This window comes from Marinobacter vulgaris, assembly GCF_003344045.1.
GTDB classification, from domain to species: Bacteria; Pseudomonadota; Gammaproteobacteria; order Pseudomonadales; family Oleiphilaceae; genus Marinobacter; species Marinobacter vulgaris.
Window position 1 is genome coordinate 384,205 of record NZ_QFWX01000004.1, and the last position, 19,537, is coordinate 403,741.

Annotated in this window: 20 protein-coding genes; 3 read left to right on the top strand and 17 right to left on the bottom strand. The window is 59.2% G+C overall.

The window, feature by feature from the left end:
- Positions 1–64: 64 nt before the first annotated feature.
- The 10 genes from motD to flhA all read right to left on the bottom strand — a co-directional run bounded on the left by motD (position 65) and on the right by flhA (position 11,468).
- Entirely contained in the window at positions 65–847 is a 783-nt protein-coding gene (motD, locus tag DIT71_RS10870) for a flagellar motor protein MotD (RefSeq protein ID WP_114613223.1), read from the bottom strand.
- Positions 844–1,581 carry a flagellar motor protein gene (locus DIT71_RS10875; protein ID WP_114613224.1) on the bottom strand — a complete coding sequence of 246 codons (738 nt, stop codon included), beginning with the start codon at positions 1,579–1,581 and terminating at the stop codon, positions 844–846. Before DIT71_RS10875 ends, motD begins: the two co-directional genes overlap by 4 nt.
- Entirely contained in the window at positions 1,581–2,729 is a 1,149-nt protein-coding gene (locus tag DIT71_RS10880; protein WP_114613225.1) for a protein-glutamate methylesterase/protein-glutamine glutaminase, read from the bottom strand. The genes DIT71_RS10875 and DIT71_RS10880 overlap by 1 nt, the downstream gene beginning before the upstream one ends.
- Positions 2,730–2,776: 47 nt before the next feature.
- A complete protein-coding gene (locus DIT71_RS10885; RefSeq protein WP_114613226.1) occupies positions 2,777–4,930 on the bottom strand; it encodes a chemotaxis protein CheA in 2,154 nt (717 codons plus the stop codon).
- Between the two features lie 17 nt (positions 4,931–4,947).
- A complete protein-coding gene (locus DIT71_RS10890; protein ID WP_114613227.1) occupies positions 4,948–5,736 on the bottom strand; it encodes a protein phosphatase CheZ in 789 nt (262 codons plus the stop codon).
- Between the two features lie 21 nt (positions 5,737–5,757).
- The gene (cheY, locus tag DIT71_RS10895; RefSeq protein ID WP_114613228.1) at positions 5,758–6,141 is read right to left on the bottom strand and encodes a chemotaxis response regulator CheY; all 384 of its coding nucleotides are present in this window, start codon (positions 6,139–6,141) and stop codon (positions 5,758–5,760) included.
- A gap of 181 nt (positions 6,142–6,322) precedes the next feature.
- Complete coding sequence (locus DIT71_RS10900; RefSeq protein WP_114613229.1) at positions 6,323–7,054, bottom strand: RNA polymerase sigma factor FliA; 732 nt, start codon at positions 7,052–7,054, stop codon at positions 6,323–6,325.
- Positions 7,055–7,084: 30 nt separating this feature from the next.
- Positions 7,085–7,897, bottom strand: a complete 813-nt coding sequence (locus DIT71_RS10905; protein ID WP_114613230.1) for a MinD/ParA family protein — start codon at positions 7,895–7,897, stop codon at positions 7,085–7,087.
- A 46-nt stretch (positions 7,898–7,943) separates the two neighbouring features.
- Positions 7,944–9,239, bottom strand: coding sequence for a flagellar biosynthesis protein FlhF (flhF, locus tag DIT71_RS10910; RefSeq protein WP_114613231.1), 1,296 nt, complete (start codon positions 9,237–9,239; stop codon positions 7,944–7,946).
- 60 nt (positions 9,240–9,299) lie between these two features.
- Positions 9,300–11,468: a flagellar biosynthesis protein FlhA gene (gene flhA / locus DIT71_RS10915; protein WP_114613232.1), complete on the bottom strand. Its 2,169-nt coding sequence runs from the start codon at positions 11,466–11,468 to the stop codon at positions 9,300–9,302.
- A 232-nt stretch (positions 11,469–11,700) separates the two neighbouring features.
- On the opposite strand from flhA, the gene upp reads away from it, so the two are divergent.
- From upp to DIT71_RS10930, 3 genes are read left to right on the top strand one after another with little or no spacing between them, the layout of a single operon-like run.
- Entirely contained in the window at positions 11,701–12,339 is a 639-nt protein-coding gene (gene upp / locus DIT71_RS10920; RefSeq protein WP_114613233.1) for a uracil phosphoribosyltransferase, read from the top strand.
- A gap of 2 nt (positions 12,340–12,341) precedes the next feature.
- Entirely contained in the window at positions 12,342–13,598 is a 1,257-nt protein-coding gene (locus tag DIT71_RS10925; RefSeq protein ID WP_114613234.1) for a uracil-xanthine permease family protein, read from the top strand.
- Positions 13,579–14,433: a class I SAM-dependent methyltransferase gene (locus DIT71_RS10930; RefSeq protein WP_114613235.1), complete on the top strand. Its 855-nt coding sequence runs from the start codon at positions 13,579–13,581 to the stop codon at positions 14,431–14,433. The genes DIT71_RS10925 and DIT71_RS10930 overlap by 20 nt, the downstream gene beginning before the upstream one ends.
- 76 nt (positions 14,434–14,509) lie before the next feature.
- Here the strand turns inward: DIT71_RS10930 and flhB are convergent, their stop codons facing one another.
- Genes flhB through fliM form a run of 7 tightly spaced genes read right to left on the bottom strand, consistent with a single transcriptional unit; the run spans position 14,510 to position 19,525 of the window.
- Positions 14,510–15,646 (bottom strand): flagellar biosynthesis protein FlhB, encoded by a 1,137-nt coding sequence (flhB, locus tag DIT71_RS10935; RefSeq protein ID WP_114613236.1) that lies wholly within the window; start codon positions 15,644–15,646, stop codon positions 14,510–14,512.
- 48 nt (positions 15,647–15,694) lie between these two features.
- Positions 15,695–16,477 (bottom strand): flagellar biosynthetic protein FliR, encoded by a 783-nt coding sequence (gene fliR / locus DIT71_RS10940; RefSeq protein WP_114613237.1) that lies wholly within the window; start codon positions 16,475–16,477, stop codon positions 15,695–15,697.
- 6 nt (positions 16,478–16,483) lie between these two features.
- Positions 16,484–16,753 carry a flagellar biosynthesis protein FliQ gene (fliQ, locus tag DIT71_RS10945; protein WP_114613238.1) on the bottom strand — a complete coding sequence of 90 codons (270 nt, stop codon included), beginning with the start codon at positions 16,751–16,753 and terminating at the stop codon, positions 16,484–16,486.
- A 12-nt stretch (positions 16,754–16,765) separates the two neighbouring features.
- Positions 16,766–17,530 carry a flagellar type III secretion system pore protein FliP gene (gene fliP / locus DIT71_RS10950; protein ID WP_114613239.1) on the bottom strand — a complete coding sequence of 255 codons (765 nt, stop codon included), beginning with the start codon at positions 17,528–17,530 and terminating at the stop codon, positions 16,766–16,768.
- A 1-nt stretch (position 17,531) separates the two neighbouring features.
- Positions 17,532–18,011 (bottom strand): flagellar biosynthetic protein FliO, encoded by a 480-nt coding sequence (gene fliO, locus DIT71_RS10955; RefSeq protein WP_114613240.1) that lies wholly within the window; start codon positions 18,009–18,011, stop codon positions 17,532–17,534.
- 1 nt (position 18,012) lies between these two features.
- On the bottom strand, positions 18,013–18,531 hold the full coding sequence (fliN, locus tag DIT71_RS10960) for a flagellar motor switch protein FliN (RefSeq protein ID WP_114613241.1): 519 nt from the start codon (positions 18,529–18,531) through the stop codon (positions 18,013–18,015).
- Positions 18,524–19,525: a flagellar motor switch protein FliM gene (fliM, locus tag DIT71_RS10965; protein WP_114613242.1), complete on the bottom strand. Its 1,002-nt coding sequence runs from the start codon at positions 19,523–19,525 to the stop codon at positions 18,524–18,526. The genes fliN and fliM overlap by 8 nt, the downstream gene beginning before the upstream one ends.
- Positions 19,526–19,537: the final 12 nt, after the last annotated feature.

Below are 19,537 nucleotides of genomic sequence, written 5' to 3' on the forward strand. Positions count from 1 at the left end.
TATTATGCCAACTTGCCTGTAGGGACCTTCCGACGTCACAGACAAGTGGCTGACTGCAAAGCGCTTATCGCATGGCGCCACGAATACTGGCATCGCGGGAAATCAGCAGAACGACGCGCCGGTTGCGGCGTCGGCCCTCTTCGGTGTCGTTGCGGGCAACGGGCTGATATTCACCGTAGCCCACGGCCGCCAGCCGCTCGGCTTCAACCCCTTCCATTGTCAGCATCCGCACCACCGCAGCCGCCCGGGCCGCCGACAGCTCCCAGTTGGAGGGAAAGGCACTGGTTCGTATCGGCAGATTGTCCGTAAAACCCTCCACCCGGATGGCATTGTCACGGTTGCGCAGCACGCCGGCGATCTTCTCAACAACTTCGAAGGCATCGTAATGGGGTTCTGCATCCCCGCTACCAAACAGCAGACTGTTGCGCAAGCTGAGCTCCAGCCACTCATCACTGGATTCGAGTGTCACCACACCCTGATTGATCAGTTCGTCAAACTCCAGCGCCAGCTGGTCAGCCATGGCACGAAGCGCCTCCGTTCGCCCCTGCTCGCTCATGGACGGGTTCTGCGGGGCTTCTGTCACCGGGGGTTCGATCACATCTTCGGCGGCCCGGGGGGTTGGACGACGGGGCTGATCACCCACCTCAATGGGCTGGAAGGAACGCTGGGGGGCGTTGAACACACCCGTCAGTGTTTCAGACAGCACCTTGTACTTGCCCTCATTGACCGAGGACACGGAATACATCACCACAAAGAAGGCGAACAGCAGCGTGATAAAGTCGGCGTAGGAAATCAGCCAGCGTTCCTGGTTGTGCAGGTCATCATCCTGGCGCCGGCGACGTCTCACAGAAAGCCCCGCAGTCGCAGCTCGATGGACTTGGGATTTTCGCCCTCAGCGATGGCAATAATGCCGTCGATCATCATGTCCTCGTAACGGGTACGCTCCCGCAGGATGCCCCGCAACTTGTTGGCAACCGGGAAAAACAGCAGGTTTGCCAGCGCCACGCCGTAAATGGTGGCCACAAACGCCGTTGCAATGCCGCTGCCCAGAGACTGGGGGTCCTCAAGGTTGGTCATCACCTGGATCAGACCCATAACCGCGCCAATGATGCCAATGGTTGGTGAGTAGCCACCCATGGCCTCGAATACCCGGGCAGATTCCAGATCCCGCTGCTCACGGGATTCCAGATCCACTTCCATGATGCCGCGAATGGTTTCGGTTTCAGCACCGTCGACCAATAGCTGCAGCCCCTTGCGGGCGAAGCGCTCAGATTCCTTTTCCGCCAGCCCTTCCAGTCCCAGCAACCCCTGCTTACGGGCTTTCACGCTCCAGTCGATGACCTTGCCAATGCCGTCTTCCAGGCTGATATACGGAGGAAAGAACACCCAGCGCGCCTGGGAACACGCCCTTTTCAGCAGCGGCCAGGAGGTCTGGAGGATGGTTGCTGCGACCGTTCCACCGATAACAATCAGCGCGGCCGGCCCGTTGAACAGGGAACTGACCGCGCCGCCCTCCAGCAGATTGCCGCCAAGGATGGCGACGAACGCGAGGATGACGCCCAGGAGGCTGAGAATATCCATCAGCTCACTCCGTCAGCCAGGCGCGGGCCAATGTCCTCAAGGGCAAGCACCTCATTGGTAAGACCGGCTTTGGCCACCGCCATCGGCATACCATAGATCACCGACGTCTTTTCATCCTGGGACCAGATGTCGGAGCCGCTCTGTTTCATCAGCCGGCAACCCTCCTTGCCATCCGCGCCCATGCCGGTAAGAATCACGCCCAGCGTCTTGCCCGGAAAACTGCGCGCCAGCGAGCCGAAGGTAACGTCCACACAGGGCTTGTAGTTGAGGCGATCATCGCCGGGAAGAATGCGCACCCGTCCCTGACCGCCCCGGTTTTCTATCATCATCTGCTTGCCCCCGGGCGCCAGCAGGGCCAGCCCCGGCTTCAACATGTCACCGTCGGCGGCCTGGCGCACCTCAATCTGGCAGAGTTTGTTCAACCGCTCAGCAAACGCCGGGGTAAAACTGGCGGGCATATGCTGCACCAGCACCATCGGTGCCGGAAAGTTCGCCGGCAGCGCCGTCAGCACCCGCTGCAGCGCAACCGGGCCGCCGGTCGATGTGCCGATGGCAACCACACTGTAGTGCTTCGCAGGCCCACGGCGGGAGGAGTGCCGGGTGGGCGCTGGTGGCGCTGGTGGCGCTGGTGCTGGCCGCGGGATTTCACGCCCGCGCTCGGCGCGGGGGCTGACCGCAGGTGCGCGCTTCTCAGCGGCCGCCGGAGTCCTCGGCGTCGCGGCTGGCGCAGGAGCCGATTTTGCGCCCGGCCGGCTACCGGCCACGTCCAGAATGCGGTCGATCAGAATCTTCTGAAGCTGGCTTGAGTCCCTGGCAATTTCCTCGAAATTCTTGGGCAGGAAGTCGACCGCGCCAGCCTCGAGAGCATCCAGGGTCACCCGGGCGCCCTCGTAGGTCAGGGAAGAAAACATCAGCACCGGGATCGGGTGCTGTTTCATGATTTCCCGGACCGCACTGATGCCATCCATCACCGGCATTTCGTAGTCCATGGTGATGACATCAGGCCGCAGCTTTCCGGCCAGCTCTACGCCCTCGCGGCCGTTGGTGGCAACACCCACCACCCTGATTTGACCGGAAGCGGTCAGGATTTCCGTCAGTCGCTTGCGGAAGAAACCTGAATCATCAACGACCAGGACAGAAACCGTCATCCATTTCTCCTAAAACCGGAACTGCGGCAGAACCTGGGCTGACAATGTCAGCCGTAGTTCTGCAGCAGGCTTGGAACGTCAATTATGAGAGCGATTCGGCCGTCACCGGTGATGGTTGCACCCGCCATTCCCGGTGTTCCCTGCAGAGCCCTGCCGAGAGGCTTGATGACCACCTCTTCCTGGCCGACCAACTGGTCCACCACAAATCCGACGCGACGGGTACCCATGGCAACAATCACCACGTGGGCATTCTCCGGCTCCGGCTCCCCTGCGGCGCCCTTCACCAGCCACCGTTTGATGTGGAACAGTGGGAAAACCTTGTCGCGCACCACGATGCACTCGCGGCCATCAACAATATTCGTCTTGCTCAGGTCCAGATGGAAAATTTCCACAACGTTGACCAGCGGCAGGGCAAAGGACTGATCCCCCAGCATGATCATCAGGGTCGGCATGATGGCCAGGGTCAGCGGTACCTTGATAACGATACGGGAGCCCTTGCCCAGCTCGGACTCTACATGCAGCTGACCGTTGAGCTGGCCAATCTTGGTCTTGACCACGTCCATGCCCACGCCACGCCCGGACACGTCGGAAATCTGGTCCTTGGTGGAGAAGCCGGCCGCAAAAATCAGGTTGTAGCATTCGGCGTTTGTCAGGCGGTCAGCCGCATCCTGGTCGTAAATTCCCTTTTCGACCGCCTTGCGCCGTAGCACATCCGGATCCATTCCGGCGCCATCGTCTTCGATAAACAGCAGGATATGGTCTCCCTCCTGTTCCGCCGAAAGAGTTACTGTGCCCTGGCGGGGCTTGCCCGCCTGCTCACGGACATCGGGCGCCTCAATACCGTGGTCGACGGAATTGCGGACCAGGTGAACCAGCGGATCGGAGAGCGCCTCCACGAGGTTCTTGTCCAGATCGGTATCCTCGCCGTGCATCTCAAGATTGATCTCTTTCTTGAGATTCCGCGCCAGATCACGAACCACCCGGGGGAAACGGCCAAATACTTTCTTGATCGGCTGCATCCGTGTTGCCATCACCGCAGACTGCAGGTCCGTGGTGACCACATCCAGATTGGAGACGGCCTTGTGCATATGCTCGTCTTCGCTCTGCGCGCCCAGACGCTGCAAGCGGTTACGAACCAGCACCAACTCACCCACCATGTTCATGATGTCATCAAGGCGCTTGGTGTCGACCCGCACCGACGTCTCGGCTACCGGTGCATTGGCATCCCTGGATGGCATCGCAGGCGCTGCGGAGGTGGCGCCACCCTTGCCTTCTGCCGGCGACTTTTCGTGCCTGTGGTGTTTGGCTGACGATTCCGCAGGCCTGTCCGCTTTGCCGCTTTCGGGCCCGGTCGCCGGTTTGCTGTCGGCGGCTGCAGGGGAGGCATTTGCAGAGTCGGCAGTAGGGCTGCCGCCCTTACCGTGCAGATCATCCAGCAGCTTCTCGAACTCGTCGTCGGAAATCAGCTCGTCGCTGTTGCTGTTGTCTGCGTCTGACGCTCCGCCGGCCTTATTATCGCCAGCCGGAGCGGTCTCGGGCGGGCCGGCAAACTGGCCCTTGCCATGGAGCTGGTCCAGCAGCGCTTCAAATTCATCATCGGAGATTTCGTCATCGCCATCGCTGCTGTCAGCACTGGCGGGTTGACCGTTGCCCGCAGCTCTGGCCGGGGCACTGGCTTTCTCGTCCTGCAGCGCATCCAGCAGTTGCTCAAACTCTTCGTCGGTAATGTCGCCATTATCATCGCCGCTTGCGACGGTCTCATTCGACGATGGTGCCGGCCCGGCAGTCTTGCTCACTGCCGGAGTTTCAGCCGCGGGTTTCGCAAGCGCATCCAGGGCGGCAATGAGTTCGGCGGGAGCGGGTGTCGGCTCCTCATGGTGACGGACCTGTTCGAACATGGCGTTGACATGGTCCAGCGCTTCCAGCACCACGTCCATCAGCTCCGAGTCGACCTTACGCTTGTGGTTGCGAAGGATATCGAACACATTTTCCGCGGAGTGACAGCAGTTGACCAGGGCGTTCAGCTGAAGGAAGCCTGCCCCGCCTTTTACCGTGTGAAAGCCACGGAAAATGGCGTTGAGAAGATCACTGTCATCAGGATGTTGCTCCAGGTCGACTAGTTGCTCCGACAGCTTTTCGATTATCTCGCCTGCTTCCACCAGGAAGTCCTGCAGGATCTCTTCATCGGCATCAAACGCCATGGCTTACCCTCTTTTCCTCAGAAACCGAGACTGGACAGAAGATCATCGACATCGTCCTGACCCGATACAACATCTTCGCGCTCTGCGGCCTTTATCTGTGGCCCCACGCCCTGCTCCGCGCCGACTTTTTCCTTTTCGTCCAGCTCGTGAACGGTGCCGGTCATCTGGTCAACGTGGCTTGCCATCACCACCAGGCTCAACAGGTGCTCTTCCACCTCCTTCACCAGTGCGGTGACCTTCTGGATAACCTGGCCGGTAAGGTCCTGAAAGTCCTGTGCCAGCAGGATTTCAGACAGATTCTCGTACATGGCGCCAGCGTCGCTGTTGAGACTGACAAAGAAGGTATCGATGCGCGCATACAGCTCGCGGAATTCTGCCGGTGCCATCTCACGGCGACGCAACCTCTGCCACTCGTCCCTCAGCTCTGCGGCTTCGTCACGGATGGCGCTGGCCCGGGGCATGGCTTCTTCCACCAGATCCATGGTCCGGTTGGCGGCCTTTCCAGTCATCTGGACAACGTATTCCAGGCGGTCCGAGGCGTCGGTCATTTTTGACAGCGCCTCGGACTGCTCTGCGTTACGCGGATCAATCTGGAAATTGCGGATTGCCTCGTGAAGACTGCGGGTCAACCGGCCGACTTCCCGGTAAAGACTCTGATCTCTTACCTCGCTGAGGTCATTGATCAGGGTCATGGCACGGGCATACTCTCCGGCATTTACCTGCTCAACCAGCTCAGCGGCCTGACTGCGGAGCTTTTCCGTAATCTCCGGATCGAGGCCGTGCTGATTCTTGTCACTTTCGCTCATGGGAGCCCATCCGACCTCTGTTTACTGGATTCGCTCGAAGATTTTCTCAATCTTCTCCTTCAGTACCGCTGCCGTGAACGGCTTGACCACGTAACCATTCACACCGGCCTGGGCGGCTGCCACGATCTGGTCCCGTTTGGCTTCTGCGGTCACCATCAGCACCGGCAGTGTCTTGAGATTTTCATCGGCTCTGACTTCCTTGAGGAGGTCCAGCCCGGACATGCCCGGCATGTTCCAGTCAGTGACCAGAAAGTCGTACTTGCCGCTGCGGAGCATGGGCAACGCCGTATTGCCATCATCGGCTTCGTCGGTATTGGTAAAGCCGAGATCACGAAGCAGGTTTTTAATGATCCGTCGCATGGTGGAGAAGTCATCCACGATCAGGATTTTCATGTTCTTGTCCAATGGGACCTCCAGTTTGAAACGCCCGGAATTCGGTTTTGTTTTCCGGCTCGCAGTCTTGGCAAGCCGGCAGAATAGCCGCTTATTGTGTTGCCTTTGGCACGGTTGTAAAGCACCGGTTACCAAAAGGCTACAGTAAAGAATGCTTTGCAACGCTGAACAGCCACTCCGGTGCGACGGGAGCTTATGCCTTCCAGTCGGAGAGCCGCCCCCGCAACCGAAGCGCCGCCTGGCTGTGGATCTGGCTTACCCGGCTTTCACTGACACCCAGCACGGCACCAATTTCCTTCAGGTTCAGCTCTTCCTGGTAATACAGACTGAGCACCAGTTTTTCGCGTTCCGGCAAGTCGCCGATGGCTGTCGCCAGGTTCTTGCGGAAGCTGTCCGATGCCAGCCCATCCAGCGGGTTATCACTGGTCTCTGCTTCTTCTATCGGCAGCTCTCCGGATTCATTGAGCTCATCGAGGCTAAAAAGTCGGCCACTGTTGGCATCGCTCAGGGAGGAATGGTATTCATCGAGGGGTACGCCAAGCTCTTCGGCCACTTCCCAGTCCAGGGCTTCACGACCCAGACGGTCTTCAACGGCCTTGATGGCTTTGGCAATGCGGCGGGAGTTTCGGTGGACAGAGCGGGGAACCCAGTCCCCCTTGCGGATCTCATCCACCATGGCACCACGGATCCGGATACCGGCGTAGGTTTCGAAGGTGGCGCCCTTGGTGGAGCTGTATCGCTGGGCGGCTTCCAGCAGGCCGATCATACCGGCCTGCATAAGATCATCCAGCTGAACCGATGCGGGCAGCCGGGCCATCAGGTGGAGCGCGATTTTCTTGACCAGCGGGGCCTGCTCCTCAACAAGTCGCGAGGGGCCCTGGGTGCCGGTGCGGTGGTAGATTCCTAGTTCTTTCGCCAATGTCATGTATCCGGCTTTTCAGTGACAGGATCAAAATCAGACTTCGACGAGCCGCTCTACAAAGAATTCCAGGTGTCCCCGGGGAGACTGGGGCAATGGCCAACTGTCAACTTTGTCCGCCAGGCTCTTGATGGCAAGTGATGCCTTGGCACGGGGATAGGCGTCCAGCACAGCGCGTTGACGCTGGACCGCCTTTTTTACCGCCTCGTCATAAGGCACGATGCCCACGTATTGTAGTGCCACATCGAGGAAGCGTTCGGTGACCCGGGTCAGTTTTTCGAACAGGTGACGGCCTTCCTGCTCGTTGCGGACCTGGTTTGCCAGGATGCGGAAACGATTGGTGCCGTAGTCGCGATTCATCAGCTTGATCAGCGCGTAAGCATCTGTGATGGAGGTGGGCTCGTCGCAGACAACCAGCAACAGTTCCTGGGAAGCGCGGAGGAAGCTGACCACGGACTCGGAAATGCCGGCGGCAGTGTCCACGATGAGCACATCGATCTGGTCGCCCAGCTCACTGAAAGCGTTGATCAGGCCGGCATGTTCGAACGACGACAGCTGGGTCATGCGCTGGGTGCCGGAGGACGCCGGCACAATCTTTATTCCACCAGGCCCGTTGACCAGCACGTCCCGAAGGTCGCAGTCGCCGGCGATCACGTCCTGGATGTTCCGGTTGGCGGTAATTCCCAGTAAGACATCAATATTGCCGAGGCCGAGATCGGCATCCAGCAGCACGACACGCCGCCCCTTCTGTGAGAGGGCAATGCCGAGGTTCACCGCAACGTTACTCTTGCCAACGCCACCCTTCCCGCCGGAAATCGCAATCACCTGTACCGGATGTGGTTTGCTCATACTGACTCTGATCTCTTGCCACGTTTAACCGCAGGCTGTGTTGTTGTTAAACAGCGACTGCCTCTTGCTGCTGGAGTTTTTTCAGCCTCTCCACGGCCAGCCTCACCAGCGGAATCGATTCGGCGTGGTGCAGGTCTTGCGGGATTTTCTGTCCATCGGTGTAATAGGCCACCGGCAATCCCGTTTCCATAACAAATCCCAGCGACTCTCCCAGGGTCAGTGCTTCGTCAATTTTCGTCATCACACACCCTGCGAGATTAGCCATCTTATAGCAATGCCAAACGGATTTCATGATGCGTGGCTGACTGGTTGCAGAAACCACCAGATGGGTACGAATCCGGTGGTGGCTGCGTGCCAGTTCGGTGAGCTGCTCCTCATAGCCTTTGTCGGTGCTGGTCAGACCCGCTGTATCAATCAGCACCAGGCGCCTGTCCGACAGATCATCCAGTATATCATCGAGGGAATGGGACTCATCTACCACCCGCACCGGTACATTGAGGATGCGTCCGAATACGAACAATTGCTCGTGGGCGGCCACCCGATAGCGGTCAGTGGTCACCAGTGCCAGGGAATCGGCGCCATGGGCAAGCACATAATGGGCGGCGAGCTTGCCGATGGTGGTGGTTTTGCCGGAGCCGGTGGGTCCTACAAGGGCATAAACGCCGCCCTCTTCCGCCCACTCGGCACGGGCGGTTTTCACCCCGGTGGCCAGCATTTTCAGGGACTGTTTCCAGCCGTCTTCGAGGCGCCCGGCGCGGTGGCGGCGGGACAGTGAACCGGCAAGTTCATGGCCCAGGCCGAATTCCTGCAGCCGCTCAGCCAATCGTTGCTGCACGGCACTGACTGCTGTTTTTTCAGGCTCCGGGCCACGATGGGCACTGACCAGGTCCCTCAGAGAGCTGATTTCAGCTCGCATCTGGGCCAGCTCACCGGAATAGGCCGGGTTTTCAGGCGCGGGCTCTTCAAGCGCTATATCGCGGCCACTGAGGGCATCGGACGCCGAAAGGATGTCACCCGGATAACCGCCATTATGACGACTGTCCGCTGCGGCACGTTTCTCCCGAACCTCGCGGATACGATCGCGGGAGCGGCCAAGCTCATCCTCCAGGCGGCGGTGCTGTTCCGCCTGCAGCTCTGCCAGACGGGAACCATTGGTGGCTTCGTGTGCCCCCTCACCGAGTCGTTGCCGCGCCATGTTTTCGTCGTAATCCAGCGCTGTCACAATTTCGACACCGCCATCCACGCGACGATTGGACAGAATCACCGCATCGGGACCCATCTGGTCGCGCACCTGGCGCAACGCCTCCGCCATGCTCTGGGCAAAAAACCGTTTTACTTTCATGATGCCTTTTCCTCCCCGGTCAGCGCTCTGGGTCGCCTCCCGCCTTGCCGTCCGCGGCTTTTACTGGCCTACGGATGCCACAATGGTGATCTGTTTGTTATCCGGAATTTCCTGGTACGACAACACGTGCAATCGCTCTACCCCGAAACTTGCAAATTTAGCCAGCACCGGCCGCAAGGGTCCGGATACCAGCAGTATCGCCGGTTTGCCCAGCATCTCCTGACGCTGGACACTGTCCTGGAGCGAACGCTGGAGCTTTTCGACCATATTCGGCTCCAGTACCAGCCCGATGTCTTCCTGACCGCCGGATTGTTGACTCTGTTGCATGGACTTTAGCAATAACTGTTCCAGGTCCGGATCCAGGGTAATAACGGGAATTTCGGAGTCGTTACCGCAAATGCTCTGGACGATCATCCGGCGCAGGGATTGGCGGGCAACAGTAGTCAGCAGTTTCGGGTCCTGGCTTTTCGGATGGACATTCACGATGGCCTCGGCGATGGAGCGCATGTCCCGGATCGGCACTTCTTCCTTCAGCAGGTTCTGCAGCACTTTAAGCAGCAGGCTGATGGAGACGGTGGTGGGCACCAGCTCCTCTGCCAGTTTCGGAGACGCTTTTTCCAGCTGGTCCAGCCATTTCTGGACTTCCTCGTGCCCCAGCAGTTCATGGGCGTGTTTCTGGAGAATCTGATTGAGGTGCGTGGCCACCACCGTGCTGGCATCCACCACGGTGTAGCCCAGGGTCTGGGCCTGATCTTTCTTGTCCGGTTCGATCCAGCTGGCATCCAGGCCGAAGGCAGGGTCTTTTCCTTCGATACCTTCGATCTTGCCGAACACCTGGCCCGGGTCGATCGCCAGCTCCCGGTCCGGATGGATTTCGGCCTCGGCAATGGTGACCCCCATCAGGGTAATGCGGTACACGTTGGGCATCAGATCCAGGTTGTCGCGAATGTGGACTGATGGCATCAGGAAACCCAGATCCTGGGAAAGTTTCTTGCGCACGCCCTTAATCCGGCTCAGTAACTGGCCGCCCTGGGATTTGTCCACCAGGGGAATCAGTCGGTAGCCCACTTCCAGGCCAACAATGTCCACCGTGGCCACATCGTCCCATCCCAGTTCACGGGTCTCCCCCGGCGGCGGAAGCTGGGCGCCCAGGTCACCACCATCACCACCGGAGGGTATATCCCGCCCCGCCGGTCTTGCACCACCACCCCTGACCGGGAAGGCGCCGTCTTCCTCGACGGTCTGACGTTCCTCCTGCCAGATGTACCAGGCGATGGCACCGGAGATGGCGCCAAGGCCAAGAAAGGCCACATGGGGCATGCCCGGAATCAGGCCGAGAATGATCAGGATGACCGCGGCAATGGCCAGCGCCTTGGGCGCATTGAACATCTGCTGCAGTATCTGACCACCCATGTCCTGGCTGGAGGTTACCCGGGTCACCATGATGGCCGCCGAGGTGGATAGCAACAGTGACGGAATCTGTGCGACCAGCCCGTCACCAATAGTCAAAAGCGCGTAGTTCTGGGTGGCGGTGCCAAAATCGAGGTTGTGCTGCAGCATGCCGATGGCAATGCCGCCAATCAGATTGATCGCCAGGATCAACAGGCCGGCGACCGCGTCGCCCTTGACGAATTTGGAGGCACCGTCCATGGATCCGTAGAAGTCCGCCTCCTGGGCAATTTCGGAACGGCGGTGCTTGGCCTCTTCCTGGTTGATCAGGCCGGCATTCAGGTCCGCATCGATGGCCATCTGCTTCCCCGGCATGGCGTCCAGCGTAAAGCGGGCGCTGACCTCGGAAACCCGGCCGGCACCTTTGGTCACCACCAGGAAGTTAATGATCATCAGGATGGCAAACACCACCAGGCCAACGGCGTAATTGCCACCGATCAGCACCGCGCCAAAGGATTCGATCACCTTACCGGCGGCGTCCCCGCCCTCGTGACCGTTAAGCAGCACGATCCGCGTGGAAGCAACATTGAGTGCCAGCCTCAGCAGCGTCGCCACCAGCAGAACCGTGGGAAAAGAAGCAAACTCCATCGGGCGCAGGGCATACACGCACACCAGGAGAATGACGATGGAAAGCGTGATATTGAAAGTAAAGAAGACGTCCAGCATGAATGCCGGCATGGGCAATATCATCATGCCCAGCAGCCCCATCAGCATGATGGGGACACCCAGATTACCCCGCGTCAGGGATTTGACATTATTTAGGACTAACGCTCGGTCCATGCCCGAAAACTCTCCGATATGCGGTTAACCGCGGTCATTCACCAGTGGTTTTTTGACGCCAACGCATCGATTGCAGAGGTCTTCGCAAGATCCATACCAGCCCTGACGGCTTTTCTGTGAATCATGCCTGACGGACCTGTCGATATACGGTATCCTTGCGCCATTTGCCGGCCGTTGCGCCGCGCCGACATCCAGAATCCAGTCACAGATAGACCGCTAAAAAGGTGAGCCCATGCCAATCCACGAGGTGAAACACCCGCTGATCCGCCACAAACTCGGCCTCATGCGCCGCGCCGATATCAGCACCAAGAATTTCCGGGAGCTGGCCCAGGAAATCGGCGCCCTGCTGACCTACGAAGCCACCAAGGATTTCTCACTCCAGCACAAAACCATTGAGGGCTGGGCCGGGCCGGTGGACATTGAACAGATCCAGGGCAAGAAAATTACCATCGTACCCATCCTGCGGGCCGGACTGGGCATGCTCGACGGCGTGCTGACCCTGATCCCCGGTGCCCGGGTGAGCGTTGTCGGCCAGATCAGGAATGAAGAAACCCTGGAAGCCAGCACCTATCTCGAGAAACTGGTAGGCGAGCTGGACCAGCGCATGGCAATGATTGTCGACCCCATGCTGGCTACCGGCGGCTCGCTGATTTCCACCATCGATCTGCTGAAAAAGGCAGGCAGCACCGAAATACGCGCGCTGGTGCTGGTGGCCGCACCGGAGGGCGTGGAAAAGGTACTGGACAAACACCCCGACGTATCCATCTACACCGCGTCTATTGATGAGCGACTGAACGAAAAAGGCTATATCCTCCCCGGCCTTGGCGATGCTGGCGACAAGATTTTCGGCACCAAGCAGAAGGACGTGTGATCATGCAGGACCACCTGAACGACCCCGTCTGGAAGCAGGCCATTGCAGGCTCACAGATGTTGCTGGTGGCTTTCGGTGCGCTGGTGCTCATGCCACTGATTACCGGTCTGGATCCCAACGTGGCGCTGTTCACCGCCGGTATTGGCACCCTGATTTTTCACATTGTCACGGGCGGCCAGATACCCATCTTCCTGGCGTCTTCCTTTGCCTTTATAGCCCCCATCATCGCCGCCAAGGGCCGCTTCGGCCTCGAGGAAACCCTGGGTGGCCTGATGGCCGCCGGCATTCTCTACATCCTCCTCAGTGGCGCTATCCGCCTTCGGGGTAACGGGTTCATTACCCGCCTGCTGCCACCGGTGGTTATCGGTCCGGTGATCATGGTAATCGGCCTTGGTCTCGCCCCGGTCGCCGTCCACATGGCCTCGGGCCGCACCGGCGACGGTGCCGAACAGCTGGTTCCCTACGATACCGCGATCTGGATTGCGATGATTTCCCTGACCGTGACCGTCATTACGGCGGTCTGGTCCACCGGCATTTTCCGTCTGATCCCGATCATGTTCGGCATTATTGTCGGTTACATCCTGTCGGCCATTGCCGGCATCGTGGACCTGTCCCCCATTACCGAGGCGCCCTGGCTGGCCATCCCCAATTTCGTGGCACCGGAATTCAGCTGGGCCGCTATCCTGTTCATGATCCCGGTCGCCATTGCGCCGGCGATAGAACACATTGGTGACATCCTGGCTATCGGTACCGTTACCCGAAAAAACTACCTGCAGAAGCCGGGCCTGCACCGGACCCTTCTGGGAGACGGCCTGGCTACCAGCGCTGCGGCTGCCCTTGGTGGCCCACCCAATACCACCTACTCCGAAGTGACCGGCGCTGTCGTGCTGACCAAAAATTTCAACCCGAAGGTGATGATCTGGGCTGCCTGTATTGCCATCGTGCTGGCCTTTGTGGGCAAATTCGGCGCGGCGCTGCAGACCATCCCGGCGCCGGTCATGGGGGGCATCCTGTGCCTGCTGTTCGGCTCGATTGCGGTGGTCGGCCTCAATACCCTGATTCGTCATCAGGTGGACCTGTCCCAGGCCCGCAATCTGGTGATCGTGGCCATCACCCTGGTGTTCGGCATCGGCGGCCTGGCGATCGGCAACCTGGAGGGCATCGCCCTGTGCGCCGTAGTGGCCATTGCCCTGAACCTGATCTTGCCTGGCGGCACTGAGGCATGGGGAAAAAAGATCCATGAGCACGACACGCTCTAAGGACAGCTCCGGCATCAGCTTCACCGCTCTCTACACCGGTGCCGTCTGGCACCGGTACGGGCTCTCGGACGAGGTTCTCGCGACCGATCAGGGGCGCTGGCTCTATCACCTGATGACGCCCTTTGAAGCCGGCAGCAAGGCGCTCATTGGTTGCAACCTCCGCACCTTCCTGCTGCAACGTCACCTGGTCATCGACCACCTGATCGAACAGGCAATCGAGCGGGGCGCTACCCAGGTACTGGAAATTGCCTGCGGCATGTCCCCCCGGGGGATCCGCTTGCGGGACAAGCACCCCATGCTTCATGTGGTAGAAGCCGACCTCCCCGAGATGGCTACCCGCAAGGCAGCCCGCTTGCTGGTAGCAGGCCGTCTGGGCGATAACCATCAGGTAATGCCCGTCGATATTCTGGCAGACTCCGGCGAGCAGTCACTGGAATCGGTGGTTGAAAGGGCTTTCGACAACAACGCCCCGATGATCATAGTCACCGAGGGCCTGACCAGCTATTTCTCCCTGCCCGTCATCTCAGAATTCTGGAAACGCCTGGCCCGGCTGATGCAACGGCGCCCGGGCTCGGTTTATCTGTCTGAAAGCTACCTGATGCCAAGCCAGCCACTGCTGCGAGGCACCTTGAAGGCCCTCGGTGGCTTGCTGGGGTCTGTAACCCGAAGCGATGTCAGCTTTCATTTCCTGAATGACCAAGAAGCTGCTGAGCACTTAACCGTGTGCGGCTTTCCTTCTGTGTCGATTCACAATCCTGCCGATTATTATGACCGCCTTCCGATTCCTGAGAGCCGTAATGATCCTATGGTCAGGGTTATTGAGGCTCGGTCCTGACCCGCTTGTAGTCTGCCTTTTTCGGTGGCGGCGGGTGTGGGGCTGAAAGTGGTCCTGCGGGCAGGCAACCACCCAGTTAAACATCCTGCCGCAAATCTGACGGTATCGGAAAATCCGGAATATGGGGCTTCTGACCCCGCCCCTTGCGGAACTGGCGAAGTTGGAACACATAGGCCAGAACCTGCGCAATGGCCATATACAGGCCATCCGGAATCTCTCCACCAACCTCGGTATTGTGATAGACCGCGCGGGTCAGAGGTGGCGTGCGGAGGATATCCATCTTGTGCTCCCGGGCAATCTCCATGATCTTGAAGGCGGTCTCGTCAGAGCCCTTCGCCACCACAATTGGAGCCGCCATCTTCTTCTGGTCGTACTTCAACGCCACCGCGTAATGGGTCGGGTTGGTGATCACCACATCCGCACCGGGCACATCCTGCATCATGCGGCGCTGGGCCATTTCCCGTTGCAGCTGGCGGATCTTGCCTTTGACCTCGGGTTTGCCTTCGGTGTCCTTATACTCGTCTTTCACTTCCTGCATGGTCATGCGCAGTTTTTTCTGGTGATCAAAGATCTGAAACGGCACGTCGATCGCGGCGATAATGATGGTGGCGCAGGCGAGGATGAAGAAGCTCCAGCCCAGGGTCCAGACCACGTGCTCCATGGCTGACCTGGCAGATTCTTCAGAGATACTGAGCAGGTCGTCGGTGCGCAGGTTGAGAATCAGGATGGCCACAGCCATGACCAGGCCGACTTTGAGGAGAGCTTTGACCAGTTCAATCAATGAGCGCGCCGAGAACATGCGCTTCAGACCCTTGAAAGGGTCCATGCGATTCAGCTTGGGCGCAATGGCCTTGCCACTGACCAGCAGCCCGCCGATTCCAATGGAACCGGCGATGGCGGCAATGAGCAGCAGGATCATGATCGGTGCGAGAGACCAGGCGGCTTCTTTTGCCGACGCTATCAGCTGTACGCTCATGTGCCGGGTATCGAAAATGGCAGAGCGCTCTATCACGAAGCTGTCCCGCATGATGCTTTCCATGGAGGCGCCCATGGAGGCCCCAAACACCAACAGGCCCCCGGCGCCGGCTATCAGAACCGCCATGGTGGCCAGTTCTTTCGAGCGCGCGGTCTGGCCATCCTCCTTGGCTTTTTCAAGCCTTCGGGGGGTGGCCTCTTCGGTTTTTTCCTGACTGTTGTCGTTTTCTTCGGCCATGTTTTGCTGTCTTTGCTTTGGCTTCTGCTTTGGAGTATCGGTTGGTGATTACGGCTGGCCCTGCAGGTTTCGCATGAATTCGAACGTTTCCCTGGTGTACTGCTCGAAGTGCGGCAGAAAATTGGCGTGCAGCACCCATATGGCAAATAATCCAAAAATCAGGCCAATCGGGAAGCCAAGGGCAAAAATATTCATCTGGGGTGCGGCGCGGGTCATGACGCCGAAGGAGATGTTGACGATGAATACGGCGGTGACCGCCGGCAGTGCCAGCAGCAATGCAGACACGAAGATCCAGCTGATGCGGTGAGCCAGTTGCCAGACGCCCGACTGTCCCAGGCCTTCAAGGCCGATGGGCAGGGTGCGGAAGCTTTCTATGAACACTTCAAAGGCTACGAGATGGCCGTTCATGGCCAGGTAAAGCAAGGTGATGGTGATGGTGTAGATCTGTGCCAGCACCGGTACGTTAATACCGTTGGCGGGGTCTACCATGGAGGCGAAGCCGAGGCCCATCTGCATGGCGATCATCTGTCCGGCTACCACGAACAACTGGAACAGTGCGGTAAGGGCAAAGCCCATGCCGACGCCAATCAGAATCTGCTGGAGGGTGATTATCACCGCGTCTGCACTGAAGGCGTCTACCTGGGGTACCGGGGGAATCATCGGTACCACCAGAATGGTAATCAGCAATGCCAGCCCCAGGCGCACCCGCGCAGGAACCAGCTGGGTGCCGATGAACGGGATGACCATCATGAAACTGGCCAGGCGGAACAGTGGCCACAGGTGTTGCCCAATCCACTGGTTAATCAGGTCGACGGATATTTCCGTGGGCATACCCGGTCAGCCGATGAGGTAGGGAATGCTGCTGATCAGCCGTTCCGCGTGATCGAGAAGCTGGGTCAGCATCCAGGGGCCCATGACGATAATGGTGATCAGGGTGATCAGCAATCGGGGCAGAAAGCTGAGGGTCTGTTCGTTGATCTGGGTGGCGGCCTGGAAGGTACTGACCACCAGGCCAATAACCAGGCCGGGGCCGATAATCAGGCTTGATAGCAGCACGATCATCCACAGGGCTTCGCGCAGGATATCGATAACGGTTGAAGGCGTCATGAGTGCGCTCCCCTATATTCCGTAACTGGCGGCAAGGGTGCCCATGATCAGGGCCCAGCCGTCTACCAGCACAAACAGCATGATTTTGAATGGCAACGAGATGATGATCGGCGACAGCATCATCATACCCATGGCCATCAGCACGCTGGCGACCACCATGTCGATGATGAGAAACGGAATGAACAGAATGAAACCGATCTGGAAGGCGGTTTTCAGTTCGCTGGTCACAAAGGCCGGCAACAGCACCCAGAAAGAGACATCCTCGGCGGAATCGTACTGCTCATCGGCAATGCGCATGAACAGTCCCAGGTCGCTTTCCCGGGTCTGGGCCAGCATGAAATCCCGGAACGGCTGGCTGGCCTGTTCCACCGCTTCCAGCGAAGACAGCTCCTCCTGCATGTAGGGCTGGAGTGCCACTTCGTTCACTTCCTCAAGAACCGGCTTCATGATGAAAATGGTGAGGAAGAGCGTCAGGCCAAGAAGGATCTGGTTGGAGGGCGTGGACTGCAGGCCAAGGGCCTGGCGCAGTATGGCAAACACCACGATGATGCGGGTAAACGAGGTCATCATCATCAGCATCGCAGGCAGAAAGGTCAGCGCGGTCATCAGCGCCAGAATCTGCAGGGATACCGAATATTCCTCGACGCCCTCTTCTTCGCCGGGGGTTACGGTAAAGGCCGGGATGCCCGGAATATCCGCCAGTGAGGCTGGCGCCCAGGTGCCAAGACATACCAGTGCCAGCAGCGCGACAACGCGCCCGGGAACACGTGCCAGCATGTCAGGAACCGTCCTTCGATGAGGGCCCTGAGCCCCAGGATTTACCAATCATGCCCTGAAGTTTGCGGGCGAAATCACCGGACACCGGCTCGCCGTCGCTGACCACGGGCTCGTCGAATACATGGAGTGTGCGGATTGTGGAGGGCGTGACCCCCACCAGGATCTGGGTACCACCCACTTCGATCAGCGCTACCCGCTCCCGTGTTCCCATGGCCATCACCGAAACCACCTTGATGGCGCGGCTGTTACCCCCGGTCATGCCGCCCATGCGCCGCACGATCCAGGCACACCCGAAGATAAGCGCGAGCACCGCCAGCAGGCCGACACCCAGGGTCAGCATAGTGACCAGGGTATCGGGCGCGGATGTGACGTCCTCAGCGGGGGCCTCCTGCTCCTGGGCTGTCGCCAAGGCCGGTAGCAGCAGCGGCAGCAACAGGATGGCGAGGCGGTTGCGGCCAAACGTGCGACAGAACAGGGCCATACTACTTCTGCAACCGCTTGATGCGTTCGCCGGGGCTGATCACGTCCGTCAGGCGAATGCCGAACTTTTCGTTGACCATCACCACCTCACCATGGGCAATCAAGGTGCCGTTGACCAGCACGTCCAGCGGTTCCCCCGCCAGGCGGTCCAGTTCAATCACCGAGCCCTGGTTCAGCTGCAGCAGGTTGCGAATCGGAATCTGGGTGTTGCCCACTTCCATGGAAATAGTGACCGGAATATCGAGAATAACGTCCAGATCCGGCGCCGGGCCGCTGCCCTGACTGAAGTTCGATCCTTCCGGAAATTCCTCCATGGGCGCGGCACGGACATTGTCCCTGCTGCCGCCACCGGGCTCATCGCCGTCATCGGTTTCACCGGCTTCCGCCATGGCAGCCGCCCATTCATCCTCGCGGCCATCGTCGTCGGCATCGCCGGACTCTTCCATGGCCGATTCCCACTCGGCAGCGAGTTTCTCGTCTTCGCTGAGTTCCCGCCCGTCTTTCTTGTCGTCATCAGCCATTGCTGCGTCCCACCTTCAGTTGCTTTTTCACCTTGGGCACGGTGGCCCGCTCATGAATTCTCAGTGCCAGCTTGCCATCGCGGGTGCCCATCGTGGCTTTGTAGATGGGGATACCGTTGGCCGTCAGGGTCAGTAGCTCGGGAATTTCCACCGGGATAATGTCACCTTCTTTCAGCTTGGCGATCTCGCGCAGGGAAATGCGGCGCCTGCACACCGTGGTATTGATGGGCACGTTGACTTCCTTGATGTCCTCCTGGAGCGCGCTGACCCAGCGCTCGTCGACATCATCAATATCACTCTGGACACCCGCGTCCAGCACATCCCGGATCGGCTCGATCATCGAGTACGGCAGCGCCATGTGCAGCTCTCCGCCGCCGCCATCCAGTTCAATGTGGAAGGTGCTGACCACCACCACTTCACTGGGGCTGACGATGTTGGCCATGGCCGGATTTACCTCGGAGCTGAGGTACTCGAAATCCACTTTCAGCACCGCATGCCAGGCTTCCCGCATGTCATGGAAAACCTGGTCCAGCACCATCTGCACGATGCGGGTTTCCGTCGGTGTGAATTCGCGGCCCTCGATCTTGGCGTGTCGGCCCTCGCCGCCAAAGAAATTATCCACCAGTTTGAATACCAGCTTGGCGTCCAGCACAAAGAGGGACGTCCCCCGCAGGGGGCGCACCTTGCAAAGATTCAGGCTGGTGGGTACATAGAGGGTATGAATGTACTCCCCGAACTTCATGATCTGCACGCCACCGGTGGACACGTCGGCATTGCGGCGCAACAGGTTGAAGAGGCTGATGCGGGTATAGCGGGCAAAACGCTCGTTGATCATCTCGAGTGTGGGCATCCGGCCACGGACAATACGGTCCTGGCTGGCGAGATCATAGGACTTGATACCGGCCTCGTCGGCTTCGTCGTACGTATCAATATCGCCGTCGTCCACACCGTGGAGAAGCGCGTCGATTTCGTCCTGTGACAGTAAGTCCTGCATACGTTTTCCTGC